Origin of the sequence: Pseudoalteromonas sp. A3, assembly GCF_025942345.1 — a bacterium.
GTDB lineage: Bacteria > Pseudomonadota > Gammaproteobacteria > Enterobacterales > Alteromonadaceae > Pseudoalteromonas > Pseudoalteromonas atlantica.
Genome location: NZ_JAPCKL010000006.1, coordinates 170,088 through 195,840, shown reverse-complemented (window position 1 = coordinate 195,840; position 25,753 = coordinate 170,088). Strand labels below are relative to the sequence as shown.

Annotated in this window: 24 protein-coding genes, 1 other RNA gene and 1 pseudogene; 13 read left to right on the top strand and 13 right to left on the bottom strand. The window is 41.7% G+C overall.

Annotated features, from left to right (window positions below; translation table 11 throughout):
- Positions 1–8 precede the first annotated feature (8 nt).
- Complete coding sequence (murA, locus tag OIZ54_RS12855; RefSeq protein ID WP_004589098.1) at positions 9–1,268, top strand: UDP-N-acetylglucosamine 1-carboxyvinyltransferase; 1,260 nt, start codon at positions 9–11, stop codon at positions 1,266–1,268.
- A gap of 146 nt (positions 1,269–1,414) precedes the next feature.
- On the opposite strand, the gene OIZ54_RS12850 is transcribed toward murA, so the two are convergent.
- From OIZ54_RS12850 to OIZ54_RS12840, 3 genes are all read right to left on the bottom strand, one after another.
- Positions 1,415–2,497, bottom strand: a complete 1,083-nt coding sequence (locus OIZ54_RS12850; RefSeq protein WP_264390548.1) for a trypsin-like peptidase domain-containing protein — start codon at positions 2,495–2,497, stop codon at positions 1,415–1,417.
- A 100-nt stretch (positions 2,498–2,597) separates the two neighbouring features.
- The gene (locus OIZ54_RS12845) at positions 2,598–3,950 is read right to left on the bottom strand and encodes a Do family serine endopeptidase (RefSeq protein WP_004589100.1); all 1,353 of its coding nucleotides are present in this window, start codon (positions 3,948–3,950) and stop codon (positions 2,598–2,600) included.
- A 149-nt stretch (positions 3,951–4,099) separates the two neighbouring features.
- Positions 4,100–4,510 carry a YhcB family protein gene (locus OIZ54_RS12840; RefSeq protein WP_223230608.1) on the bottom strand — a complete coding sequence of 137 codons (411 nt, stop codon included), beginning with the start codon at positions 4,508–4,510 and terminating at the stop codon, positions 4,100–4,102.
- Between OIZ54_RS12840 and OIZ54_RS20345 the strand changes: the two are divergent.
- The 9 genes and pseudogenes from OIZ54_RS20345 to OIZ54_RS12800 all read left to right on the top strand — a co-directional run.
- A pseudogene (locus tag OIZ54_RS20345) lies at positions 4,455–4,583 on the top strand (hypothetical protein); the annotation flags it as partial. The gene OIZ54_RS12840 and the pseudogene OIZ54_RS20345 overlap by 56 nt on opposite strands.
- A 95-nt stretch (positions 4,584–4,678) precedes the next feature.
- The gene (gene zapE, locus OIZ54_RS12835; protein WP_064384781.1) at positions 4,679–5,767 is read left to right on the top strand and encodes a cell division protein ZapE; all 1,089 of its coding nucleotides are present in this window, start codon (positions 4,679–4,681) and stop codon (positions 5,765–5,767) included.
- Between the two features lie 285 nt (positions 5,768–6,052).
- A complete protein-coding gene (gene rplM, locus OIZ54_RS12830) occupies positions 6,053–6,481 on the top strand; it encodes a 50S ribosomal protein L13 (RefSeq protein WP_004589103.1) in 429 nt (142 codons plus the stop codon).
- A gap of 8 nt (positions 6,482–6,489) precedes the next feature.
- The gene (gene rpsI / locus OIZ54_RS12825; protein WP_024600778.1) at positions 6,490–6,882 is read left to right on the top strand and encodes a 30S ribosomal protein S9; all 393 of its coding nucleotides are present in this window, start codon (positions 6,490–6,492) and stop codon (positions 6,880–6,882) included.
- 555 nt (positions 6,883–7,437) lie between these two features.
- The gene (petA, locus tag OIZ54_RS12820) at positions 7,438–8,028 is read left to right on the top strand and encodes a ubiquinol-cytochrome c reductase iron-sulfur subunit (RefSeq protein ID WP_004589105.1); all 591 of its coding nucleotides are present in this window, start codon (positions 7,438–7,440) and stop codon (positions 8,026–8,028) included.
- The gene (locus OIZ54_RS12815; protein ID WP_004589106.1) at positions 8,028–9,293 is read left to right on the top strand and encodes a cytochrome b; all 1,266 of its coding nucleotides are present in this window, start codon (positions 8,028–8,030) and stop codon (positions 9,291–9,293) included. The genes petA and OIZ54_RS12815 overlap by 1 nt, the downstream gene beginning before the upstream one ends.
- Positions 9,290–10,039, top strand: a complete 750-nt coding sequence (locus OIZ54_RS12810) for a cytochrome c1 (RefSeq protein ID WP_024033324.1) — start codon at positions 9,290–9,292, stop codon at positions 10,037–10,039. The genes OIZ54_RS12815 and OIZ54_RS12810 overlap by 4 nt, the downstream gene beginning before the upstream one ends.
- An 80-nt stretch (positions 10,040–10,119) precedes the next feature.
- A complete protein-coding gene (sspA, locus tag OIZ54_RS12805) occupies positions 10,120–10,746 on the top strand; it encodes a stringent starvation protein SspA (protein WP_004589108.1) in 627 nt (208 codons plus the stop codon).
- Positions 10,746–11,183 carry a ClpXP protease specificity-enhancing factor gene (locus OIZ54_RS12800; RefSeq protein ID WP_004589109.1) on the top strand — a complete coding sequence of 146 codons (438 nt, stop codon included), beginning with the start codon at positions 10,746–10,748 and terminating at the stop codon, positions 11,181–11,183. The genes sspA and OIZ54_RS12800 overlap by 1 nt, the downstream gene beginning before the upstream one ends.
- A gap of 69 nt (positions 11,184–11,252) precedes the next feature.
- Here OIZ54_RS12800 and dolP read toward each other — a convergent pair whose 3' ends face one another.
- From dolP to OIZ54_RS12780, 4 genes are all read right to left on the bottom strand, one after another.
- Positions 11,253–11,819 carry a division/outer membrane stress-associated lipid-binding lipoprotein gene (gene dolP, locus OIZ54_RS12795; RefSeq protein WP_004589110.1) on the bottom strand — a complete coding sequence of 189 codons (567 nt, stop codon included), beginning with the start codon at positions 11,817–11,819 and terminating at the stop codon, positions 11,253–11,255.
- Positions 11,812–12,405, bottom strand: coding sequence for an SIS domain-containing protein (locus OIZ54_RS12790; protein WP_004589111.1), 594 nt, complete (start codon positions 12,403–12,405; stop codon positions 11,812–11,814). Before OIZ54_RS12790 ends, dolP begins: the two co-directional genes overlap by 8 nt.
- A gap of 68 nt (positions 12,406–12,473) precedes the next feature.
- Entirely contained in the window at positions 12,474–12,845 is a 372-nt protein-coding gene (locus OIZ54_RS12785; protein ID WP_004589112.1) for a YraN family protein, read from the bottom strand.
- Between the two features lie 12 nt (positions 12,846–12,857).
- Positions 12,858–14,741: a penicillin-binding protein activator gene (locus tag OIZ54_RS12780; RefSeq protein WP_264390547.1), complete on the bottom strand. Its 1,884-nt coding sequence runs from the start codon at positions 14,739–14,741 to the stop codon at positions 12,858–12,860.
- A 61-nt stretch (positions 14,742–14,802) separates the two neighbouring features.
- On the opposite strand from OIZ54_RS12780, the gene rsmI reads away from it, so the two are divergent.
- Together rsmI and rnpB are read left to right on the top strand one after the other, a co-directional pair.
- Positions 14,803–15,660: a 16S rRNA (cytidine(1402)-2'-O)-methyltransferase gene (gene rsmI / locus OIZ54_RS12775; RefSeq protein WP_024033320.1), complete on the top strand. Its 858-nt coding sequence runs from the start codon at positions 14,803–14,805 to the stop codon at positions 15,658–15,660.
- A gap of 42 nt (positions 15,661–15,702) precedes the next feature.
- Positions 15,703–16,068, top strand: an RNA gene (rnpB, locus tag OIZ54_RS12770) — RNase P RNA component class A.
- Positions 16,069–16,138: 70 nt separating this feature from the next.
- Here rnpB and OIZ54_RS12765 read toward each other — a convergent pair.
- From OIZ54_RS12765 to OIZ54_RS12745, 5 genes are all read right to left on the bottom strand, one after another.
- Positions 16,139–17,551: a sigma-54-dependent transcriptional regulator gene (locus OIZ54_RS12765; protein WP_004589118.1), complete on the bottom strand. Its 1,413-nt coding sequence runs from the start codon at positions 17,549–17,551 to the stop codon at positions 16,139–16,141.
- A complete protein-coding gene (locus tag OIZ54_RS12760) occupies positions 17,548–19,254 on the bottom strand; it encodes a transporter substrate-binding domain-containing protein (RefSeq protein WP_248462239.1) in 1,707 nt (568 codons plus the stop codon). The genes OIZ54_RS12765 and OIZ54_RS12760 overlap by 4 nt, the downstream gene beginning before the upstream one ends.
- A 492-nt stretch (positions 19,255–19,746) precedes the next feature.
- Positions 19,747–20,808 carry a putative porin gene (locus OIZ54_RS12755; RefSeq protein ID WP_264390546.1) on the bottom strand — a complete coding sequence of 354 codons (1,062 nt, stop codon included), beginning with the start codon at positions 20,806–20,808 and terminating at the stop codon, positions 19,747–19,749.
- Positions 20,809–20,841: 33 nt separating this feature from the next.
- Positions 20,842–22,113 (bottom strand): dicarboxylate/amino acid:cation symporter, encoded by a 1,272-nt coding sequence (locus tag OIZ54_RS12750; RefSeq protein WP_264390545.1) that lies wholly within the window; start codon positions 22,111–22,113, stop codon positions 20,842–20,844.
- A 521-nt stretch (positions 22,114–22,634) separates the two neighbouring features.
- On the bottom strand, positions 22,635–23,705 hold the full coding sequence (locus OIZ54_RS12745; protein WP_264390571.1) for a mechanosensitive ion channel family protein: 1,071 nt from the start codon (positions 23,703–23,705) through the stop codon (positions 22,635–22,637).
- Between the two features lie 131 nt (positions 23,706–23,836).
- Between OIZ54_RS12745 and OIZ54_RS12740 the strand changes: the two genes are divergently transcribed.
- Positions 23,837–24,799: a YihY/virulence factor BrkB family protein gene (locus OIZ54_RS12740; protein ID WP_096042306.1), complete on the top strand. Its 963-nt coding sequence runs from the start codon at positions 23,837–23,839 to the stop codon at positions 24,797–24,799.
- Here OIZ54_RS12740 and OIZ54_RS12735 read toward each other — a convergent pair.
- Positions 24,796–25,686 (bottom strand): LysR family transcriptional regulator, encoded by an 891-nt coding sequence (locus OIZ54_RS12735; RefSeq protein WP_004589125.1) that lies wholly within the window; start codon positions 25,684–25,686, stop codon positions 24,796–24,798. The genes OIZ54_RS12740 and OIZ54_RS12735 overlap by 4 nt on opposite strands.
- Between the last annotated feature and the right edge of the window lie 67 nt (positions 25,687–25,753).

Sequence of the window (25,753 nt, the reverse complement as noted above, 5' to 3'; positions counted from 1 at the left end):
GCCTCTTAATGGATCAGTTTGTAATTCAAGGTGGCACTTCACTTGCGGGTGAAGTAACTATTTCTGGCGCTAAAAATGCCGCATTACCAATTTTGTTTGCCGCACTGCTTGCCGATGGTAAAAGTACATTTACGAATGTTCCTCGCCTTCGCGATATTGTGACCACTGAGGCGCTTTTAAGCACCTTAGGCGCAACTGTAAATTGGCAAGGCGATACACTGTATATTGATGGCGCGACCGTTAATAAAACGCTTGCTCCTTATGATTTAGTTAAGCAAATGCGTGCCTCTGTTTTGGCGCTTGGGCCTTTAGTGGCGCGTTTTGGTGAGGCGCAGGTATCGCTACCTGGTGGCTGTGCTATAGGCGCACGCCCGGTTGATATACATATTCAAGGTTTAGAGCGCATGGGCGCACAAATAAACGTTGAAAATGGTTATATCAATGCAAAGGTAGAAGGCCGCCTTAAAGGCGCTGAAATTTTCATGGAAATGGTCAGTGTTGGCGCAACCGAAAACTTACTAATGGCCGCAGCACTTGCTGATGGTAAAACGGTGCTTGAAAACGCAGCACGCGAGCCCGAAATTATTGACCTGGCCAATTGCCTAATTGCTATGGGTGCAAAAATTACTGGTGCAGGTACAAGCCGTATAGAAATTGATGGCGTAGAGCGTTTAGGCGGCTGTGAGCACAGTATTTTACCTGACCGCATTGAAACGGGCACTTTTTTAGTTGCAGCAGCGATGGCTGCAGGCGAAGTACTTTGTAAAAAAACAGATTTTCATTCACTTGAGCCTGTTATTGAAAAATTACGTGCCGCAAATGCATTAGTTGAAGTAAACGATGACAGCATTTATTTAGATATGCGTAATCGTGAGCTCAAAGCCGTTAATATTAAAACCATGCCACACCCTGGTTTTCCAACCGACATGCAAGCGCAGTTCACCGCGTTAAATGTAGTGGCTAATGGTAGTGCAACAATTACCGAAACCATTTTTGAAAACCGCTTTATGCACGTACCAGAGTTACAACGCATGGGCGCTAATATTCGTTTAGAAGGGCACACCGCTATTTGTGGTGAAACGCAAAGTTTAAGTGGCGCACAAGTAATGGCAACCGATTTACGCGCCTCTGCAAGCTTAATTTTGACCGGTATTGTGGCGCAAGGTGAAACGGTAGTCGATCGTATTTACCACGTAGACCGAGGCTATCAACGCATTGAAGATAAACTCAGTGGCTTAGGTGCCAATATTAAGCGCAGAAGTAGCTAATACCCATTCGCAATAATATTTATTTGTTTTGAGGTGAGAGCACACTTGCTCCTAAATTAAGCGCGCTGAGTTAAACACAGTTTACTTTAGACATAAAAAAGGTCGGATACGCGTATTGCTATCCGACCTTTTTATTGCCATTTTGGTTAGAGTTTAGTTTCGAGCTCTGCAACTGTAACCATTATTTTTTCTACTTTACCGTTACGGTACAGCTCAAATTCTATTTCTTTACCGGGTTGTGTATTGCCTATTTTTTCGAGTACTTTTTGCGGGTTGGCCACACTTAACCCTGCAATTTTAATAACGATGTCTTGCTCTTCAATGCCAGCTTGCCATGCAGGGCCTAATGGGTCTAAATTAGTGATGCGCATACCAGCAACCTCAGTAAGGCTGTCGTTTACCTCTTTGCCCGTGCTATCAACCGCAGTGCCTTCAAAGCCTAAATAGCCACGTACTACACGGCCATGGCGTATTAGCTTTGCCATTACTTCTTTGGCGAGCGAATAGGGAACAGCAAAAAAGATTCCTTGGATATTAAGATTTTCACGAGTTTTAAACTGCGCAGACGTGATCCCCACTAAATCACCATTTGAATTAACCAAAGCACCGCCAGAGTTACCTACATTTATAGCTGCATCCATTTGCAGTAAGTTGTTATAAGGGCTATCGGTAATTTTTTGTTTACCGGTGGCACTAATTATACCCTGGGTGATGGTTTGCCCTAAATTGAGTGGGTTACCAATGGCCAGCACTACATCACCTACACTGGTGGTGTAATTATCGTTTACGGGGATCACCGGCAGGTGGTCGGCGTTAATTTTTAATAAGGCTAAATCGGTAATGGTGTCAAAGCCAATTAACTGCACATCAAAAAAGCGTCGGCCATCGGTTAATATAACCAAGATTTGATCTGCATTATTTATAACGTGGTAGTTAGTTAATATGTAGCCATCTTGCGCCATAATTACGCCAGAGCCAAGCTCTTGAACGGTGTTTTGTTGCTTATAGCGAGGCTCTTTAGAAATGCTTTCTGAAAAAATAGTTACTACCGACGGTGCAGCACGTTTAACCGCGTCAGCAAAACTAAGGTGATTTGAGCTCATAGCACTGGGCAAGGGAACATTAGGGAGTAAAGAGGCGCGCATATTAGGGCTGAAAAAAACCACTAAAAAAGCGATACCTAAACCGACAAACAAAGGGGGAAGTACAAATTTTAGTAATTTCAGCACGAGATTCTTATTGTTAGTGAGCAATTCTTTATGATGGCACAAAAAAAATAACAGCGGCAAGTGCTGCTGTTATTTTTATTGCTTATTTATAACGTGTTACTTATTGGATAAGTACAAAGATAGACTCTCGGCCACGTTTAACGCCAAGTACAATATTACCTTGGGTATCTTCGATAATTTTGTTCATTTGACGAATGTTTTCTACACGTTGGCGGTTAACTTGTACAATCACATCACCTTCTTCAAGGCCAACACGTGCAGAAGGAGAGCGCGGATCTACTGTGGCGACTTCAATACCTTTAGTGCCATTTTTTTGCACGTTTTCAAGCGTTGCACCTTGGAATGCAGGATGCAGTTCATCGCCTGCGGCGGTTACACCCGAAGCACCATCAAGCGTTACTTTAATGGTTTTTACTTTGCCATCGCGGTAAATACCTAATTTAACTTCGCGTCCTTCACCTAACGTTGCTATTTTACTACGCAGCTCGTGGAAGCCACTAATATCGCTGCCATTAATACTAATAATAACATCGCCGGCTTTAATACCTGCTTTGCTTGCTGCGGTATCATCCATTACTTGCATAACGTAAGCACCTTGTTTAACGTCAAGTTGCTGTGCTTTTGCAAGGCCTGCATCAAGTGGGCGGCCAGAAATACCCAGTGAGCCACGGCGAACTTCGCCATGTTCAATAATTTGGTCAACTAAGTTTTTCATCATATTTGATGGAATGGCAAAGCCAATACCAACATTTCCACCCGAGGCACCTAAAATAGCAGTATTAATACCAATAAGTTCACCATTTAGGTTAACTAAAGCGCCTCCTGAGTTACCTTGGTTAATAGCTGCATCGGTTTGAATAAAGTCTTCGTAGCCTTCAATATTTAAACCACTACGCCCTAATGCACTTACAATGCCCGAGGTTACTGTATGGCTTAAACCAAATGGGTTACCAATTGCTACTGCAAAGTCGCCGACACGCAATTTATCTGAATTTGCCAGTTTAACTTCGGTTAAGTCATCTGCATCTATTTGTAATAGCGCAATATCAGACTCTTTATCGGTACCAATTTTGGTGGCTTCAAATTCACGGCCGTCTTCTAGCGTTACCACCATTTTTTCGGCATCTTGAATTACGTGGTTATTTGTTACTACATAGCCTTCGTCGGCATCAATAATAACCCCTGAGCCTAAACCGCTAAATTGGCGCTTTTGACTACGTGGTTGAGGGTTTCCAAAAAAGTATTCAAGCGGGTCTGCACGGCGGCGCACTTCTTTTGAGCCAGAAACCTGAATGCTCACAACGCCAGGGGTAATTTGCTCAAGCATAGGCGCAAGTGTGGGTAATTGTTGGCCGTTAACTGCAATAGGCAGTTTTGCATAAGAGGCCATTGGGCTTAGTAATAAGCTTGTAGATAAGATTGCAGCACTAATAAGTGATAATTTCATTTTCATAGTCAGGGTGTACTCCACATCACAGGAAAAGCAAAAAGGCTGCATAAGCAGCCTTTTCGAATTTAAATATAAAGCTGTTACATTTAAAGACTATGGGGTCAAAAAAAAGTTCCTCAAGATAGCTTTAACATTTTAGCGTGCTCAGTGTTTTAAGAAGCTTTAGCAGGTTTTGTATCGCCATTTTGCCCTGCAAATAAACCAGACTCACCCGAGACGTAATCGGCAGGTTGTGCTTGTGCAGATGAACGGTCAACCTCGCGCTCTTTTAAAGACGCTTGTAATTGCTCTGTTGTTTCTTTAGAGAAAAACGGCTCGCTAGGTGCTTTGTTTTTATCATCAAGTAAGAGTTGATTGGTTTCTTCAACATGGCTGAGTAGTTGGTCGTAGTTTTCTTTCATTTTATTCACAAGCTTACCTGTGCTTGCTAAATGATCGGCCACATCTTGGCGATACTGCTCAAGCGCGTTTTGTGCTTGCTCGGCTTGCTCTTTTAATTCATCTTGCTTAAATTGCTTTTTAGTAACGAATGCACCAACAAAAAATGCCACTACAGCAGTAATAATAATTAAACCTACCCACGTAACTGTGCCCATAACTTTACCCCTTTGGGAAAAAATATCTAATAATGCCTGATTCAAATATAAATCATCCTGTGGGTAATATACCCCGAGTTAAGATGCGTGTTAATATGTTGTGCAAATTAAACTGTGTTTAAAATGTAATTAGATATGACTCCTTGGCAAACTTACCAGCAAGATCTCAAGCGCGATGACTTTGTACATGACCAAGCACAAGAAAATGCAGTGCGCCATTTACAACGTTTATACGATGACCTCACAAATAAAAAACCACAGCAACAAGGCTTTTTTGCAAAGTTGTTTAATAAAAGCGAACCTGAGCCAATTAAAGGGCTTTATTTTTGGGGTGGTGTAGGGCGTGGTAAAACCTATTTAGTAGATACCTTTTACGAAGCGCTGCCAGGTGAGCGTAAAATGCGTGTGCATTTTCATCGCTTTATGCACCGAGTTCACGATGAACTAAAAAAGCTAAATAATAAAAGCAATCCACTGGAAATTGTTGCCGACATATTTAAAGCCGAAACCGATATCATCTGTTTTGATGAATTCTTTGTTCAAGATATTACAGATGCCATGTTACTCGGCGGCTTAATGCAGGCATTATTTGCACGCAATATAGTATTAGTCGCCACCTCTAATATAGTGCCTGATGATTTATATAAAAACGGCTTACAGCGTGCGCGTTTTGTTCCGGCCATTGAACTGGTAAAAGCGAACACAGAAATAGTAAATGTAGACTCTGGTATTGATTATCGCTTGCGTACACTTGAGCAAGCCGAAATATTTCACAGCCCGCTAGATGAGCAAGCCGATAAAAACTTATTTGAATATTTTGATAAGCTCTCGCCAGAGGCGGGGGAGCTTGATCAACCCATAGAAATAGAAGGGCGCTTAATCAACACACGCAAAGTGGCTAAGTGTGTAGTGATGTTTGAATTTAGCGAATTGTGCGAAACCGCACGTAGCCAAGTCGACTACATGGAAATTAGCCGCTTATATAACACTGTTATTATTTCTAATGTTAAACAGCTTGGACAAAATAATGATGATGCAGCTAGGCGCTTTATCGCTTTAGTGGATGAGTTTTACGAGCGACATGTAACATTAATTATTTCGGCTGAAAAACCGATCACGCAGCTTTATACCCAAGGTAATCTTAACTTTGAATTTAAGCGCTGCATTAGCCGCCTGCAAGAAATGCAGTCTTTAGAGTATTTAGCAAAAGAGCATTTAGCATAGCGCTAATACGACTGTATCGACTCTTTAAAGTGGCCTTATTGTTGTTTTTATATAAATGCATAAATTTTTGTAATTTTCTTGTGGAAAAAACAACCGCTCGGTAGCAATGTGTTTTAAGTGCTGGTATACTCCCGCGTCTGCCACGTTGCGTTCTATGTCCTCATATAGTTTAGCCACTTGTGAGCGGCGCTAAAGTCTAAAACTCGAAGGGGTTATAGCATACTTAGAGCGGTAGTTAATAATAACTGCCTGTGGTTTTAATTGAAAAACATTGGATTTTTATAAATGAAAACGTTTGTTGCTAAACCAGAAACAGTAAAACGTGACTGGTACGTAGTTGACGCTGAAGGTAAAACTTTAGGTCGCATCGCTACTGAAATCGCTCATCGCCTACGCGGTAAGCACAAAGCTGAATACACTCCACACGTAGATACTGGTGATTACATCATCGTTATCAACGCTGAGAAAGTTACTGTAACTGGTAACAAATTCAAAGATAAAGTGTACTACGCTCATACTGGTTTCCCAGGTGGTCTTAAGTCTACTACTTTTGATAAACTTCAAGCTGCAAAGCCTGAAATGATCATCGAAAAAGCTGTTAAAGGCATGTTGCCACGTGGTCCTTTAGGCCGCGCTATGTACCGTAAACTTAAAGTTTACGCAGGTACTGAGCACAACCATGCTGCACAACAGCCTCAGGTTCTAGACATTTAAGGAGCACTATCATGGCAAATCAATACTACGGTACAGGTCGTCGTAAAAGTTCAAGTGCTCGCGTATTCTTACGCCCAGGCACTGGTAACATCGTAATCAACAAGCGCTCTTTAGAAGAGTACTTTGGTCGCGAAACAGCACGCATGGTTGTTCGTCAAGCTCTTGAGCTTGTTGACATGACTGAAAAATTTGACCTTCACATCACCGTTGCCGGTGGTGGTACAACTGGTCAAGCTGGTGCTATCCGTCACGGTATCACTCGTGCACTTATGGAGTTTGACGAGTCATTACGTCCACAACTTCGTAAAGCAGGTTTTGTTACACGTGATGCACGTAAAGTTGAACGTAAGAAAGTGGGTCTTAAGAAAGCGCGTAAGCGTCCACAGTTCTCAAAACGTTAATTTTTACGTTATCAAGAATTCAAAAACCCAGCTTATGCTGGGTTTTTTGTTTTTGGCATTAAAATTTAAGTACTTACCTACCTCAAGCCCGCTTTTTTAAGGCTAGGCGCTGATCATATTTTATAAATACTGCGTATTTAATGTACGAAAGCTTTAAAATACCCATTTCGCTGCAAAAAAGTTAAATAATTATCGCAATTAGTGTAAATCCATCAGTTAATTGGTGGAATTTTTTGCTACAATTGGCTGGCAAGTAGTATGAGCAAGTTCAACATCACCATGTACAGTTTATCTGTTTCCTCGTAGTGGGGTTGATCTTGGTCAGTATATTGTTTTTACAGAAGCGCTATTATAGTCATTCGGCTTTATTCTCGAGCTTACTTTATCAAACTATTGATCAAGTCGGGTTATTCGAGCGTGAGGCTGTGAATAACCTTGTTTTAATCAAGGGTTTTAATTATGATCGCTTCTATTTTAAAAATTTCGAAAAATTAACCTGCTGTAACTGATGTTCTCAATATAGCAAGTGTTGAGAATCATAGTGGAGATAAGTGGATGAGCAATGCGCCTGTAGACAATGGCCGACGTCGCTTTTTAACCATAGCTACCTCTGTTGTAGGTGGTGTTGGTGCGGCTGGGGCTGCTGTTCCTTTTATTGCGTCTTGGAATCCAAGTGAGCGAGCTAAATCTGCGGGTGCGCCTGTAGAAGTAGATATCAGCAAACTTGAGCCAGGACAATTAATACGTGTCGAGTGGCGTGGTAAACCTGTATGGGTTGTATCACGTACCCCTAAAATGCTTGAGCAGATGAAAGAACATGAAGGTCAACTTCGTGATCCGCAATCGCAAGAGCCACAACAACTAGAATCATCAACAAATGATTACCGTTCATTACGCCCAGAGATTTTTGTCGCTGTTGGTATTTGTACGCATTTAGGGTGTTCTCCAGGCTTTTTCCAAGGTAACTTTAGTGAAAAAGTTGAAGGGACAGATGATGGTTTTTACTGTCCATGTCACGGTTCTAAATTTGATATGGCTGGGCGAGTATTTCAATCAGTTCCTGCACCATTGAACTTAGAAGTACCACCTTATACTTTTCTTGATGAAACCACTATTTTAGTGGGCGAAGAAAAAGGGGTAGCCTAATGTTTGGTAAAATTGTTAGTTGGATTGACGACCGTATCCCAATGACACGTGTTTGGAACATGCACATTGCACAGTATCCAGCACCTAAAAACTTTAACTTCTGGTACTTTTTTGGCTCGCTAGCCATGTTAGTACTAGTGAACCAAATACTTACTGGTATTTGGTTAACGATGAACTTTGTTCCCTCTTCTGAAGGCGCTTTCGCATCAGTAGAGTACATCATGCGTGATGTTGAATACGGTTGGTTATTACGTTATTTACACTCAACGGGTGCATCTGCGTTTTTCATCGTTGTTTATATGCATATGTTCCGTGGCATGATCTACGGCTCTTACCAAAAACCACGTGAATTACTGTGGTTGTTCGGTATGTTTATTTTCTTAGCATTAATGGCTGAAGCCTTCATGGGTTACTTACTACCATGGGGTCAAATGTCGTTCTGGGGTGCGCAGGTAATCATTTCGTTATTCGGGGCTATTCCGGTAATTGGTGATGACTTAACACTTTGGATCCGTGGTGACTACGTAATATCGGGTGCAACGCTTAACCGCTTCTTTGCATTACACGTTATTGCACTACCATTGGTTATTGTAATTTTAGTGTTCTTACACATTGTTGCGCTACACGAAGTGGGCTCTAACAACCCTGACGGTGTTGAAATAAAACGCAAAAAAGGCACTGTGGCTGAAGAAGATAAGTCTAAATTTAAATTCCATGAGTATTACACCGACAAAAAAGACATTGTTGATGCGATACCGTTCCACCCGTACTACACAGTAAAAGATATTGTGGGCGTGGTTGGTTTCTTAATCTTGTTCTGTTGGGTTGTATTCTTTATGCCTGCGATGAATGGTTTCTTCCTAGAAGCGCCAAACTTTGAAGCAGCAAACCCACTTAAAACACCAGAGCACATTTTCCCAGTTTGGTACTTTACGCCATTCTATGCAATCTTACGTGCAATCCCTGATAAGCTTATCGGTGTTGCGGCAATGGGTGCGTCAATTGTGGTACTCGCATTGTTACCGTGGATTGACCGTGGTCGTGTTAAATCGGTTCGTTACCGTTGTGGTTTCCACAAATGGAACATTGCAGGTTTCGTTGTAACTTTCGTTCTTTTAGGTTGGGTGGGTGCAACTCCACAAACTGATATGAAAACGATAATTTCTCAAATCTGTACTGTGACTTACTTTATGTTCTTCGTACTGTTATTTATATACAGTAAGAATGAAAAAACTAAGCCATTGCCTGAGAGGTTAACGAAATGATGAAAAAGCTACTTATTGGTGTATTTGCTTTATCAGTAAACTTGCTGCCTAACATGGTTATGGCTGCGGGCCCTTCGGTTCCTCTTATGGAAGCGGGTAACGATATATCTGATCAGCCTTCTTTGCAGCGCGGCGCAAAGTTGTTCATGAACTACTGTCTTGGTTGTCACCAAATGCAGTATCAACGTTATGAACGTACTTTCCGTGATATTGGTATTCCAACCGAGCTTGGCAAAGAGCAATTGATTTTTGATGGTTCGAAAGTAGGTGGCCATATTCTTAACGCTATCGCAAAAGAAGATGCTGCTAAATGGTTTGGTGCGGCTCCGCCGGATTTAACCAATGTGGCGCGTGTGCGTGGCAGTGATTGGATTTACACTTACTTAAAATCGTTTTATAAAGATGAATCTCGTCCGTTTGGCGTAAATAATACGTTATTCCCATCGGTGGGTATGCCGCATGTTCTTCAAGAACTACAAGGTTTACCAACACCTATCATTGAAGAAGTTGAACAACATGGTCAAACAGTGACTAAAGTTGTTGGTACTGAAACAGATGGTAAGGGCGAATTAAGCGTTGATGAATACGATCAAGCGGTTCGTGATTTAACGAATTTCTTAGAGTATGTAGGTGAACCTACACGCCTTGAGTCAGAAGCGTTAGGTATTAAGGTAATTGGATTTTTAGTTATCCTGTTTATCTTGGCATTTATGCTTAAGAAAGAATACTGGAGAGATGTTCATTAATTTGAGCATTTTACAAGGTAATTTTGCAATAGGGGCTTAAGCCCCTATTGCTGTTTTAGTTATTTAATGGAGGTATAGGCATGGCCGTAGCTGCCAATAAGCGCCCTGTAATGACCCTTTTTTCTGGTGCTAACTGTATGTATAGCCACCAAGTACGTATTGTACTTGCAGAAAAAGGTGTAAGTGTAGATATTCATTTGGCTGAAAAGGATAACTTGCCAGAGGCACTTCACGAAATTAACCCTTACGGTACAGTACCCACACTGATTGACCGTGAGCTTGGCTTATATCAGGCAAACATCATCATGGAATACCTTGATGAACGTTTCCCTCATCCTCCACTAATGCCTGTGTATCCGGTAATGCGTGGTCGTAGCCGTTTAATGATGCACCGTATTGATACTGATTGGTACAGCCTTGCTGAAAAAATCATTAACAATACAGCAGATGCTGCACAAGCTCGTAAAGAGTTAACTGAAGCGTTACTTGCAATTGCACCAATCTTTAACGAAGCTCCATACTTTATGAGTGAAGAGTTTAGCTTAGTGGATTGTTATTTAGCACCACTATTATGGCGTTTACCAGAGTTTGGTATTGAGCTTAATGGCTCTGGCGCTAAAGAGCTAAAAGAGTACATGATCCGCTTATTTGAGCGTGAGTCATTCCAAGCTTCTTTAACTGAAGCAGAGCGTGAGATCCGTTTATAATGACGCCTAATCGTCCTTATTTACTACGTGCTTTTTTTGATTGGATCGTAGATAACGACTGCACACCACATTTAGTGGTTGATGCGCAGTACCCAGCAGTACAAGTGCCTACGCAGTTTGTACAAGATGGCCAAATAGTGCTTAATATTAGCCCTTCTGCCGTTACTGGGTTTTCGTTAGATATGGAACAACTAAGCTTTAATGCGCGCTTTGGCGGACAGCCAATGCAAGTATATGTGCCTTTAGGTGCGGTGCTTGCTATTTACGCGCGTGAAAATGGCGAAGGAACAGTCTTTACTGCAGATGAGTTTTTAGAGGACGAAGACGATTTTGCACCTGACCTTGAAAGTGTGGAAACATCAGATGAAATTATTGATGAAACCCCGCCAGAAAAGCCAGAAAAGAAAAAAGGCTCACATTTACGCGTTATCAAGTAACGCTTAAATACAAAAAAACCGCTAATTAAGCGGTTTTTTTATGTGCCCATAAACGGCTTCTTATGTATTTTATAAATATTCAAACACTTTAATAACGCGCTCTACACCCGATACATTGCGTGCAATGTTAACCGCTTGGTTAGACTCAGATTCAGATACTAATCCCATTAAAAATACTTCAGCGTTTTCGGTCACTACTTTAATATTATTACTCGGTATATCTTTAGCTGTTAAAAGCTGCGCTTTTACTTTAGAGGTTAGCCACGAGTCATGCGTTTGTGTGGTAATTCCAATATTTGAGCCAATTCTAATTTGGTTATGTATTTTACGTATACCTGAGAGCCCCTCAATGCTCTGCTGAGCTTGGTTTTTCATTTCTTGATTGGCAACCTGACCTACTAGTAAAACAATGCCATTAACGCTTATAGCGTCTACATTGGCGAACTTTTCTAGTCGTTCAACTTCACTAAGCGCAATACTGGCTTTAATTTCTATATTATTGTCGTCTATTTGTGAGCCAATGGTGCGGCGATCATTTGCTGCTGTTACTGCACCAGCTGTTCCTGCAACCACTGCGGCTGCACAGCCTTGCAGTAAAACAACAGTACCTAAAACAATAAGAGAGCGTTTAAACATAATTTTCATCCTGCGGGAAAAGAGTTAAATCAACCAGTTCACTTAAGCAATGTAAGTTAACTAAGTGAGATTCAATAATGCGGCTAGGGCGCTTAGAAGGCGTACGAATTTCTACATCATTAGGGCCTAATAAGCCAACGAGTTCTCCACCATCGTCACCTACCATCACTATGACCTTCATATCTTTAGTAAGTGCCGCTTCTACAGCAGAAATAATATGTTTTTCGTTGCCATTAATTGCTAACGCAAGCAGTAAATCGCCTTGTTGTGCAAAGGCACGTACTTGGCGAGCAAAGGTATCATGCTCATCTACTTGGCTACTTTGCCCTAAATTGATGTTTTCTTGAGATAGCGCAATAGCAGGTAAGCAGGGGCGCTCTGTTTCGTAGTGATTAACTAATACGCCGGCCATGTGCTGCGCTAGCATATGGCAGTTTGCCGTGCCACAGCAAAGGAGTTTGTTACCATTAATTAAACTTTGTGCAATGGTAAATGCCGCAGACTCTAGTGCGCTTGGCAGTACTTCGCCTGCTGCTATTTGTACTTGAATGCTTTCTGTAAAAATTTCTTTAATTGTATCTTGCATAGACTACCAATAATTTATTCGTCATTTTTGTTTGTTGCTGGGCGTTTTACTAATCTGTTTGCGTGGTGTTAAAGTACGCTTTTGATCCAATTTATATTGCCAGAGCCTTCACCTGTAATGGCAACATAGTCGACTCTTATAGGCTGATTAGTTAAGTTTTTTGCTGCCAAGTAGTGATAAATAGTGCGTTTTAGTCGTGCTTGTTTTTGTGCGCCAAGGGCATAATTTGCACCGCCTCTCGCATTGTTTTTACGAAACTTAACTTCTACAAATACAAGCGTATCGCCGTGTTTCATAATCACATCAAGCTCACCAAAGGGGCAATAATAATTACGCTCAATAGGCGTAAGCCCTTCACGGGTTAAGTATTTTTCTGCTTGGCGTTCATAGTACTGGCCTTTTTCTCGGCTATTTTGCCACAGCTCTTTAAACCACGACATAGCCGCTCCAGATTAATCAAACGTAAGCGTAGTGCTTTCGTTGGCTGATTGCATAAATAAAGGCACGGGCTGCTTTGTTTCTAGCTGTACGGCTTTTATGCGCCTATTTGTGTATTGTGCCCAATCAAGCGTACGCTCTATGTGTCCGCTTGTATTTACCGAAAGCTTTCCACTTAAACCTGTAAACTTATTACCGGGCATTACACTCAATTGCCTAATGTCGCTTAGCACCGACACGGCATCGTAAGCCATGGCAAATAGGCGTTGGCTTATATCGGCATTTTCAGGCCACAGCGTGTTGTATTGGTTGCGTAAATTATGTTGTTTAACTGTCGCATTAAGCATCCACGGAAGCTCTGTAAAGTAAAGCCCTTCTAAATCGCCTTTATCGGTGCGATCTATTTGTTTACTATGGCTTTTAGAGCTGGCATAAAGCGGTATCCGCTGTGCAAAAGTACTTACATTTACATCTAAATAAGGTTTTATCAGGCGTGTTTCTATAGCGTCGCCTAAAATGTAAATCGCATCAATATCGCTACGAGAGCGGGTTTCACTTTCTACTTCTTGTTTAAATAAAGACTTAACCGTTTTAATACGCTGCTTAGATTTATCAACCTCTAACAAGCTTGTAATTGTGTTAGGCATGTCTTTGTTATCGTTATAAAACCCAATTTGCGGTTTTGTTTCGCTATAGCGCTGCCACTGAATATTAAAGTAATCAACCAAACGTTGACCATTGGCATTATTAGGCGCTAATAACATAGGCTTTTGATAACCTTTAGCTAAAAAGTGCTCCAGCGCTTGCTGCACTTCATGCTCAGGGTTTAAAGCAAAAAAGTAATGTTGCAGCGAGAGTCGCTCACCATCAAATGTATTTAAGTGTAAAGTTGGGGTATCAATAAGTGTTTTAGCTTGCGCAAGTTTATCTATATTCGCTTTTAATAATGGCCCAATCACAAAGTCTGGATTAAATTGGCTCAGCTGCTCGCTTAGCACTTGGGTTGCAAGGTTTTCATCTATAAAAACAGTGTCGCTAATAGTTTGCTTATCAAGCCCTGCCAAAATGCCGGCCTTTAGGGCGTCACCTAAACGCTCATTTGCGCCTGATTGCGGTAAAAGTACAGCTAAACGCTCTATATTAACTGGTGCTAGGTCGGCTAGGGCTTCATCTTGCTCGGGTAAAATAGCTACGGCAGGGTGCCCAGGGTAGCGACGGCGCCAATTATTAATGGCTTGGTCAAGCTCTACATCGCTATTTGCATATACCTGGTGGTATAAAGCTAAGTTAGTCCAACCTTGTTGTATAACAGAGCCACGATTAAAGCGCTCCAGCGCATAAGAAGACAGCTTTGTTAAGTTATCCCACAGCGCACTTTGCAGAGCAGGGATCTCAATATTATTTTTATTCGCAGTTTCTGAGGCTCTAAAAAAATAAGGTGCGGCGCGCTTAGGAAAGTTTTGCGATGCATATATGCTAGCAGTTAAATATTGATGCCAAGCAAAGTGTTCAGGCTGTTTAAGTTGGCCATCGAGCGATTGCAAAATAACGAGCGCTTGGTCGTTTTTATTTTGCTGCTTTTGTGCATAAGCAATGTATAAGCGGTTTTGAATTTTATCTACACTTGGGGTTTGCTCAAGCTCATTACAAATGTTTTCAAGTAACGGCCAGCTTTGCTCCGAAATAGCCGCATCACGCGCACTATAAAGCAATTGAATTTTGTCGGCACCGGTACGATTAAGCGCTAATTTATAAATAGCATCGGCACTGGTTGCTTGATTTTGCAGCGCATTCGCACTGGTGTTAATGCTATCGCTATTTTTAGTTGGTTTTTCGGTTGTGCTACAGGCCGATAACCCTGACAATATAATTAATAGACTAACAAGTTTAAGTCGCACAATGATTTCCCAATACGTTAACGCGATTTGCTTATATTACTGACTGACGCAGGAGACCTCAATGTTAAATGAGGAGAATTCACAGAAAATTGGCACTCTTTACATTGTTGCCACCCCAATTGGCAATTTTGACGACTTAAGCCAGCGTGCCATCGCGACATTATCGCAAGTTGACTTAATCGCTGCTGAAGACACGCGCCACACCGGTAAGCTACTAAGCCACTTTGGTATAAAGGCTAAAACCTTTGCATTACATGACCATAACGAAAAACAAAAAGCGCAGCAAATTATTGATTGGCTAAACGAAGGCAAAAATATCGCGCTAGTCTCAGATGCCGGCACGCCGCTGATAAGCGACCCAGGTTATGCCGTTGTAAACCTGTGCCGCGAGCAAGGCGCGCATGTAACACCCGTGCCCGGCGCGTGTGCTGCTATTACTGCAGTGTGTTGCTCAGGCCTGCCAACAGATCGTTTTCAGTTTATTGGCTTTACACCGGCTAAAAGTAAAGCCCGCCAAGATTTTTTCATAGAAGCTGTAAACTCAAGCATTACCAGCATAATGTACGAAAGCACCCACCGTATTATGGCAAGCCTAGATGATTTAGAAGCGGCCTTAGGTAGTGAGCAACAAGTGGTATTTGCAAAAGAGCTTACCAAAACCTTTGAAACCTTTTTTAATGGTAGCGTAAGTGAGTTAAAGCAGTTTTTAACTGATGACCCAACCAAGCAACGCGGCGAAATAGTGCTCATGTTGCCAGGTAAACCCAAGCAAGTAGACGATATACCGCCAGAGGCGCGTAAAATGCTGGCGCTACTTGAAAGCGAAATGCCGATGAAAAAAGCCTGTGGTATTGTTGCTGAATACTTTGGAATGAAGAAAAACGCCCTGTATAAAACAATTATTGACGAAAAAGAGTAAATCTTTACTGCGTACAAGGCACAGCTCATGTATAATGCGCGCCGAGTTAGCCAAGATAATCGCTGCCTGTGACGAAAATGATCAGGGGGAGGAAAGTCCGGGCTCCACAGGGCAGAGTGCCAGCTAACGGCTGGGGGGCGTGAGCCCACGACAAGTGCAGCAGAGAGGAGACCGCCAACCCTCGGGTTGGTAAGGGTGAAAGGGTGCGGTAAGAGCGCACCGGGCCGCTAGTAATAGTTGGTTGCAAGGTAAACTCCACTCGGAGCAAGACCAAATAGGGTTCCTTATGGCGTGGCCCACGTTGGAACCGGGTAGGTTGCTTGAGCCATAGAGCGATTTATGGCCTAGACGAATGATTATCACTTTCTTCGGAAAGGACAGAACCCGGCTTATAGGCTAACTCACTCATTCAACAAAAAAGCCCGCAGTTGACGCTGCGGGCTTTTTTGTGCCTAAAATTTGATGAAGTACTTTTTTTTTAAGGCTCAGGCTGTCCTTTTTTAAGTCGCTTACTGAGTGCTGGCTGCGATATACCGAGTAGTTGCGCTGCCATTGATTGATTTGAGTTGCTACGTTTCATCGCTTCTGCTACCAGTAATTCTGCGGCTTGTTTTAAAGTGGGTAGCGTTGATGTTGACTCAAATAAGGGCTTTGCAAGCTGGGCTTGCATATCTAATTTAGGCACGGCGCTGCGTACGCTTTCAAACGCTTTCATAGACAGTGCGCCGCTTTGGTGGGTGCTCATTGCATCAAAGGCCATGGCGCGCAGCTCTCTTATATTGCCCGGGAAAGCGTAGTTTTCGAGTAAAATTAATAATTCTTTTGGAATACTTGCCACCGGTTTATTAAATTCTTGTGCGGCAAGCGTTAAAAAGTGCTCGAGTAATAAGGCTATATCTTGCTTGCGCTCCCTAAGCGGCGGAATATTTACATGATGAATTTTTAAACGGTAGTATAAGTCGTTTCTAAATTCGCCATTTTCTTTTTTAGTGAGTAAGTTTTGATGCGTGGCTGCAATAATGCGCGCGTTGATGCGCTTTGGGGTATCGCTGCCTACTGGGTAATATTCGCCTTCTTGCAAAAGCCTTAATAACTTTACTTGCGAGGCCAGGTTTAAATCGCCAATTTCATCAAGAAATAGTATCCCGCCTGATGCGCGTTCTATCATGCCTTTGCGGGCTTGCTCAGCGCCTGTAAAAGCGCCTTTTTTATGGCCAAATAAGGTATCCGAAAATAAGTTATCGTCAAGGCCGGCTACGTTTACACACACAAGTTCGCCACTGCAGCTACTGGTTTCGTGAATGGCTCTGGCTATAAGCTCCTTTCCTACGCCGCTTTCTCCGGTAATAAGAATGGGTTGTTGGCTATTTGATATAGACTCAATGTAATTAAACACCGAATGCATTTGATGATCTACACTGATAATTTTAGAAAACGCAGGATGCAGGCTTGTTTGGTTTTCTAGCAGATAGCCGCGCATGGCTTGGTTTTCTAGGTTTAGCTCTTGAAAACGCACCACTTGCATTATGCTATTACTTAGGCGTTCTGGATCTTCTGTTTTTACATGATAACCATAAGCACCTAATTTTATACATTTTACAGCGGCTTCTACTTGGTTAATGCCGCTGATGATCACCACCGAAATATGCGGAAAAAGCTCTGTAATTTGCGCTATAAGCTCATCACCGCTGATATGTGGCATGTTTAAATCAAGCAATACAACGCGAACATTCCCTTGGTTTAGTTTGGCAATTACATCGCGGCTATCATTACATTGTACAATGTTGTTAATGCCGCAGTAGCGCTCTATTGCAAACGATATGCTTCGTAAAAAGCTGTTGTCGTCATCACAAATGAGGACCTCAAAACTAGGATATAAATTAGTATTCATAGTTCACTCTCGTGTTGTAATAAGGGTAGTGATAGCTTTACTTTTGTGCCTTTACCGAGGGTTGATTTAAAGGTGAGTTGGCCTTGGTGATCTGCCACGATCCCCGCTGATACAGAAAGCCCTAAGCCGGTGCCGCCAGATTGTCGTTTGGTGGTATAAAACGGGTCGGTGAGCTTAATTAAGTGCTGTTGATCAATGCCTACGCCTTGATCTTCAATGCTCAGCACAACCTGATTGTGTTTAGTATGGAAATAGCTGGTGATAATAATTTTTTGCGATTTGTCTTCAAGCGCTTGGCAGGCATTTAAAATTAAATTAACGATTACTTGCTCGATGCGGCTGCCGCTGCCTTTAAACGCAGGCAGTGAGTTGGCTAAGTTAACCTCTAAGTGGTTTGTCGAGTTTTTAATTTGATTTGTGACTAAGCGAATAGAGCGGTTTGTTAGTAGGTTTAAATCTAGCTGCTCAGTTTTCTCATGCGATGCTTCACCTTTTACGGCAAAGCTTTTTAAATCCTCTACTATGCCCTTTACCTTGTTACTGGCAATGTGCATATCGTCTAAAATTTCTGGCAGCATATGTTTAAAGCGCTGATAGCTTACACCGGCAACAAGAAAATCGCCTTGGCGTGCTTGATGCTCATCAAGTATATCTGTTGCATCTTCAAAGGCTTCTTTTATAAACGGAAAATTTAACGTTAAAATACTACATGGGTTATTTATTTCGTGAGCGACTCCCGAAACCAGTACCCCCAGTGAGGCCATTTTATCTGCATGAAGTAGCTGTAACTGCTGCGCTTGTAGCTCTTTGGTGCGGCTTTCTACTTTTTTGCGCAGGGCTTTGTTCCAAATTATCACCACGGTACTAATTAGTAGCAGCACCACTACACATATACCCGCTATTACACCAGCTTTTGACCAAGGTGATACGTTTAACGGGCCAAACCATTTGTCGTAAATTTCTTGCTGGCGGCCGGTGTTTTTTAAAATAGCTAAGCCTTGAGTAAATTGCGATAACAGCGCTTCATCTGCGGTTTTAGTGGCATAGCCATAAAGCCGGTTTCTTTCTAGGCTAGAAATAGCAGTGATGTTTGATAGCCCCAATTTTTTACTTAAATATAAACCGGGTAAGTTTGAAACCACTGCAAAGTCATAGCGGCCAGAGGCAAGCAAGCGCAGGGCATCGGCATGGGTTTCAACCGGTATAAGGGTAATGTTTAAGCCTGAGTGGTTAAGCATATCAAATGCTGAGCCATTGCTTTGTACAATAACGCGGTAGTTTTCAAGCTCGCTGTAGTGCGTTATTTTAGGGCTATTGTCGCGCGCAAATATAGAGTGGTTAACAAACGTGTGCGGGCTAAAGTTATACAGATCGGTGCGCTCGGGTGTGGCGGCCATGCCTTGTAAAATATCCACATTTCCACGGTCAAACTCGGCTCTTATTTCGGCCCAGGGCATTAGCTTTATTTTTATATTAAGCCCCATTACAGCGGCTATTTCTTGGCTAAGTTCTACGTTGTAACCTGTAAGTTCACCACCTTCGTTAATAAACTCATAAGGGGGGTAGTTAAAATCTCCGCCCACTATAATTTGTTTAGGCTGCGATAAATTAGCTTGTGCAATGCAGTTTAGGCTATTGAAACCCAGTAGGCTTAGTAGCGCTATTTTTAATACATAAAACCAAGCGTTTTGTTTAATAAACAAGTGAGTAAACCTCTGCATTTTTTAGTTGTGGTAGTGCGTTAGTAAATTGTCTAAACAGTACAAATAAAATGGCGTTTATGTTCCTTTTACAGCCGCAAAAAGGTTGTTTTTAGTTGGCAGCAGGGGACTATAGTCTGTATTTTAATTTTATATAAATTAGGTACTAACGAATTTATCATGGTTTCAAGTCTTATCTATTTATACTTTAAACTAAATAAGAATAAATTAATTGTTAATTAAGGTTTTTTGTAAGGCAGTTATGTCTTTTTAAGGCTGTTTAATAAAATAAAAGCGATTTAATATCGGCTATTAAATCGCTTTTATTGGTTGGGCCTATTTAGAGGATGTTGACCTGTGTAGATTAACGTTTTTCAAGCTAGGGCAGTTTAAGCAAGGCGCTGGCTTTTAAGCGAGTGGGCTTAATAATCGCTTTTGCTAAATATCAAAACCACTACTGTAAATTTAATCACGATTGGTCAACATGCCTTAGTACTAAAACTTCATGTTTAGGTTTACTTGAATGCGATCGCGACCATTGTTGTTAGTGGGTATATCGTTATTAATATTATCCACGCTAAACCATCTTAAATCGGCATTTAGGTTCTCTGCAATTTTGTAATCTAGCTGTACGCGTGTGCCTTTAATATTGGTATAAGAACCCGGAGTATTAGTTTGCGTAAACGCGCCGTTCATAGGTAATGCATAGGCTTCGGTACGTAGCACGTAAAAACGCAGACCAAACTGTTTATTAATTTGATAACGAGCATGTACAGTAAACGCTGTATTTTCGCTATCGGCTTCGCTTGTGTAGTAATCGGCTGCAAAGCGCACTGCGCCATAACGTACATCAAGGTTATAGGTCATTACGTTGCCTGCTTGGTCATTATCAAGACCCGACTCAGCACTGGCATAAGCCGTATCTGAGGCGCTAACAAAAATTCCGCCAATACCGGCTTTAAGGTTAATGTTATTAAAACTTGTAGCATATACACCTTGTAGCTGTTGCCAGCTAGCATCGCGCTTGCCTTCGCCATTATCGACATTTTCTTCAAGAATAATATGCCCCGCATTAACGCTAAACGTATTGTTACTCCAGTTAGCTTGTACACCTTCTAGTGCTATATCGTCACGAAAAAGCAGCTCTGATGAATGCATATAAACGGGTGCCGCTTTACCAATATATACTTGGGTGTTACTAAGCCCTGTGTACTTCATAAAGGCGCGGTCTAAACCAAAGTCATCGTTATCGCTGGTATCGGTGATACCAAAGGTTTGATGGGTTGAATCGTGTTGGCTTGAGGTTGTTCTAAAGCGCATTTGCGCAGACCAGTTATCGGTAGCCGCGTATTTAATACCAAATCGGGCACGCAAACGGGCGCGGCTTGTTGAGTCAATTGTATCGCCTTCGGTGCGCTCAAAGCGCATACGCATATCGCCAAATAGCTTAACGGCTTCAAGGCCATTTAAACCTTCAATTGTAATATCAGCGTGGGCTGGCTTAGCTAAGGCAATAACACCTAATGCAACGGGTAAATAGATAAGTTTACTAGTCATGGTTTGTACTCTATAAAATTACTAAATCGAGGGTTATTGCTTAGCGGGTTGAGCCGCTGTGTTATCTTGGTTGTAAAGGGTTTCGTCAAGCTCGCCTTCGCTTTTGCCAATTAATAAAGTAACCATTAAATCGCCAGTTACATTTATGGTAGTGCGCGCCATATCTAAAATTCGGTCAATACCGGCAACTATTGCAATGCCTTCAAGTGGTAAGCCAACGGTGGTCAGTACTAGCGAAAGCATAATAAGGCCTGCACCGGGTACACCAGCGGTGCCTACAGAGGCTAAAGTAGCTGTAGCTGTAATGGTTAAGTAATCTGTTGTGGTGAGGTCAATACCAAAGGCTTGGGCAATAAACAGTGCTAATACGCCTTGGTATAAAGCGGTGCCATCCATGTTAATAGTGGCGCCTACAGGCAGTACAAAGCTTGATACAGTACGCGATACACCTAAGTTTTGGGTGGCGCATTTAATGCTGGCAGGTAAAGTACCTGAGCTACTTGTGGTGGTAAAAGCAATAATTTGCGCTTCAATAATACCTTTATAAAAACGCTGTGGATTAAGCTTGCCTAGTAAGCCTACAAAGCCGCCACCTAACACTAAAACGTGAATAATGCAGCCTAGGTACACTAAGCCAATTACTTTTATAAGTGGCAGTAAAACATCCAGTCCGTACTTGCCAGATACCCAAGCCATTAATGCAAATACACCGTATGGCGCCAGCTTCATTACAAGCTCAGTTAACTTGTACATTGCATCGGCTAGGCTTTCAAACATTTTGCTAGCGGGTTCGCCTTTTTCACCAATTAGGTTTAAAGCAATGCCTAAGCTCAACGCAAACACAATAATTTGTAAAATATTACCTGAGGCTAATGAGCCCACTGGGTTTTTTGGTACTAAACCTACAATGGTGTCTACTAAGGTAGGGCTTGGTTTAGCATCAGCCACTGTGGTTGCAACCATATTTAAGCCTGCGCCAGGTTCAAACAACAACCCAAGACCCAAACCAATCGAAATGGCTACTGCGGTGGTGGCTAAATAAAATACGATTGACTTAACACCAATACGCCCCATTTTAGTGGTGTCTTTCATTGAGGTAACACCAACAATTAATGAGCAAAATATAAGCGGTACAATTAACATTTTAATGGCGCTAATAAATAGCTGGCCAATTGGTTTTATATATTCAGCATTATTGCCTAACAGCATGCCGGCAATAATACCCGCTATCATACCTATGAGTATTTTTAGCCAGAGCGCCATTTTTTTAGGCTCGTTGTTATTAATACTTGTTGTACTGGTCATAGTGTTATTCCAATTATTTATAATATTTAGTGGGAGCTATTTAACTTTTGCTTAGGGCGTTAACGCGCATATTGCACTGGCACGTGCACAGGCCACACAAGGGGCTTGCAATGATATGGACAAGCTTTCGCTAGCCTTTTTAGATAGGGGTTGTTTGTACACGTGCATAATTAAGCTCTAAAGTTGTTAGATTATTGTTATTGCATTAATAATGCCAAGCACGGTTTTGTTAATAACGTATTGAATGTTATTGGTTTTATTGTTTTTGGTTGGTGGTTTGTTAATATAACTTTTTGAATAATTATTAATAATGAAAGGCGGGTTAAAGGCGGCTTAAATGATGATTTATAAATAACTCATTTAAAATCAATGAGTTGATAGGTGTATAACTTTTATTATTGATATAACAAAAGTTATATTTAATGCATTAATTAATCATATTTTTTGATTTTTTAGGGTTTAAAACATTATTAAGTTGTAAATTGGCTGTATGTGGTTTTATTTTTTCTTATACGTTTAGCTTAGATAATATTTTTACCCTGTTCAGGATCCCGTGATTTTTCAGCTTGATCACGAATTTCGTCGGTATCACTACTTACATCATCAACCGTTTCATTTTGCTGCTGCAGCTGCTTAGAGCTTTGCTGAGCAGTTAAAGGTTGCTCAGCTTTATTGGTGGGCTTTTGTGTATCACTCTCATCAGGTGCACTGAGTAAAATACGCTCGCGGGCATCATCTGGCATACTGATGTTTTGCGCTGTAAATTCGGTTACTAGCTCACGCATTAACTGCGAGGCCACTTTTAACGGACTATGTTGTTCGCTGTTAACCCAAAAAAACAGATTAAAGTTAATTGTTGAGCTGCCTAAATTATTGATCAGCACTTGTGCTGGTGGCTCAGTAATCACACCCGTTTGCTTGTTTGCAATTTCAAGGGCGAGCGTTTGACAGTAACGAATATCGTTATCGTAACCTATGCCAATCACCACCTTGGCACGCATTTTTGGATTTGCAGTTAGGTTTTTAATGGTATTTTTATAAACCGTGGCGTTAGGTATTTGTATATGGTTGCCATCGTAATCAACTAAGGTGGTTGCGCGAGCGGTGACCTTTTTAACCACACCTAAGCGGCCATCGACTTCTATTACATCGTCTATTTTAAATGGCCGTTGAACGCTCAACAGCAAACTAGCAATAAAGTTCTCTGCTATGTCTCTAAAGGCAAAGCCCAATATTAAGCCTATTAATCCGGTACCGCTCATAATGGCAATAGCAAATTCGGTAAGTCCTGCTAAACGTAAAAATAAATACACGCCCAGCAATAAAATTAAAATGCTAATCCCGCGTTTGGCCACTAAGTGCACAAGTTTACTGTCGGTCATATAAATGAGCGGTTTTACTAACACCTTAGACAAGGGACTGGCGACAAAGTAGCTAATAGTTAAAAGTATAAAACCTAATAAAAGAGTGGGTAATATTTGCGCTGTTGCGTGAAGTAATTGCAAACTTTGGGCGTATAAATACTGCCAACTGAGCACGCTTTCTGGGGTATTTAAGGCATTCACAGCCGTGGTGTTCACTGCAATTAGCATAGTTATAAGGCTGTTCATGGCGTATTACCTTGGTATTTTAAATAATCTAGCAAGCAGCAAGTTTAATACCAATGCCACAAGCACAGCTTGGCAAACTTTTTGCTCGATAATAGGCTAAAAAGGAGCAAACAATGAGCAAACCTAAACGGGGACAACATGCCGAGCAGCCAGTGCACATTCCGGTTATTGGTTGGTGGGACATAGCCAAACGTATTTTTAAGCAAATGAGCCAAGACAACTTATCGCTGGTTGCAGCGGGCGTTGCGTTTTATGCCTTACTTGCTATTTTTCCTGCTATTGCTGCAATGGTTTCTGTGTATGCGTACTTTTCATCGCCCACCGATATTAGTGAACACCTGAGTAAAATAGTTACCTTATTACCGCAAAGCACGAGCGATTTAATTTTATCTCAGGTCTCGAGCTTGGCTCAAACCTCTAACGCCAGTTTAAGCTTAAGTGCAATTGGTACACTTATTCTTACTATTTGGAGTAGCTCTAAAGGCAGCCAAGCGCTTATTACTGCCTGTAATATTAGTTATCATGAATACGAAAAGCGCTCTTTTTTTCATGCTCAGTTAGTACGTTTTTTATTTTCGGTGGGGGCTATTTTAGTGGCTATTTTTGCTTTGCTAATTATAGGTATTTTACCCATAGTACTTAATTTAGTAGGCTTAAAAGAAAGTATAGACTTACTAATAAAGTTAATATCGTGGCCATTACTCGCCTTTATGTTTAATTTTGCATTGGTGCTTTTGTATCGCTATGCACCACACCGAAAACCCGCTAAATGGCGCTGGATCACACTTGGTTCTTGTATTGCGACTGTATTATGGATTTTAGCCTCAATTGGTTTTTCGTTTTATGTGTCTCACTTTGCAAGCTACAACGAAACGTATGGTTCGTTAGGCGGGGTAGTGATTATGCTAATGTGGCTCTATATAAGTGCCTATATTATTACGCTTGGGGCGGTAATAAATGCGGCAACCGAACAACAAACAGCGAAAGATAGTACCAAAGGCCCCGCTAAAAAACGCGGTAAACGCGGCGCCTACGTTGCTGATCACCTTGATGTAGATGAGCCGACAAACTCTTAGCCCGGTTCGTTATTGCACAAGCTTATGAGATGCTGAGTAAATGCTTGGCCAACGGGGCCTAAACGGTCATTGTCGGTGCACATTAAATAAAGCTTTAAGGAGCGGGTTGTACCTTGCTCTAAATTAAGGGGCTTAAGTGTGTTGTTTTTAAGATAAGGTTTAATTTGTGCACTAGGCAGCCATGCATAACCAAAGTTTTGGCTAACCATATCAATAGAGTTACGTAAGTGACTTACTGTCCAGCGCATATCTGCCCCAAGCCAGCCGTCGTCGTGGCTGGTGTGGGTGGCCGAATCGCGAACAACTATTTGCCTGTGTAATTTAAGCTCTCTGTAGGTCAGTGGTTCAGTGCGCTGGTGCAGGGGGTGATCCGGGTGCGCAACGGCAATAAATTCTATGTCGCACAAGCTATGGCAATTAATGCCATAAAGCGCAATAGAGGTAATTGCTAAGTCGACCACTGCATTGGTAAGTAATTCGTTTGCGCCATTAAGTACGCTTTCTATCAGTTCTATTTTTACCAATGGGTATTGCTCATTAATATGGCTTAGCGCTTGGTACAATAAATGCTGCGGAAACACTTCATCTACCGCTATTTTTAATGTGCTTTCAATACCTTCGCTTAACGTATTAGCAACCGATTCTATTTTGCTGGCTTCATCTATTAAAAATTCGGCGCGGCGCAATATAAGCTTACCGTTTTCGGTTAAATACGCTTTACGGCCTTTTACTTCAAGCAATTTTACTTGCAGTGCCGACTCTAACTTTTGCACTGCATGGTGCACGGTTGATTGGCTTTTAAATACAGCGCTGCTAGCACCGGCAAACCCACCATGCTCTACAACAGCTTTAAACATTCTCCATTGCTCGAGTGTTGCCTTTGCCATTTTAAACCTTGTTACTACTTACTATTGATTAAACTACCTGACCGTGTAGACACTCTATTTATTGCGT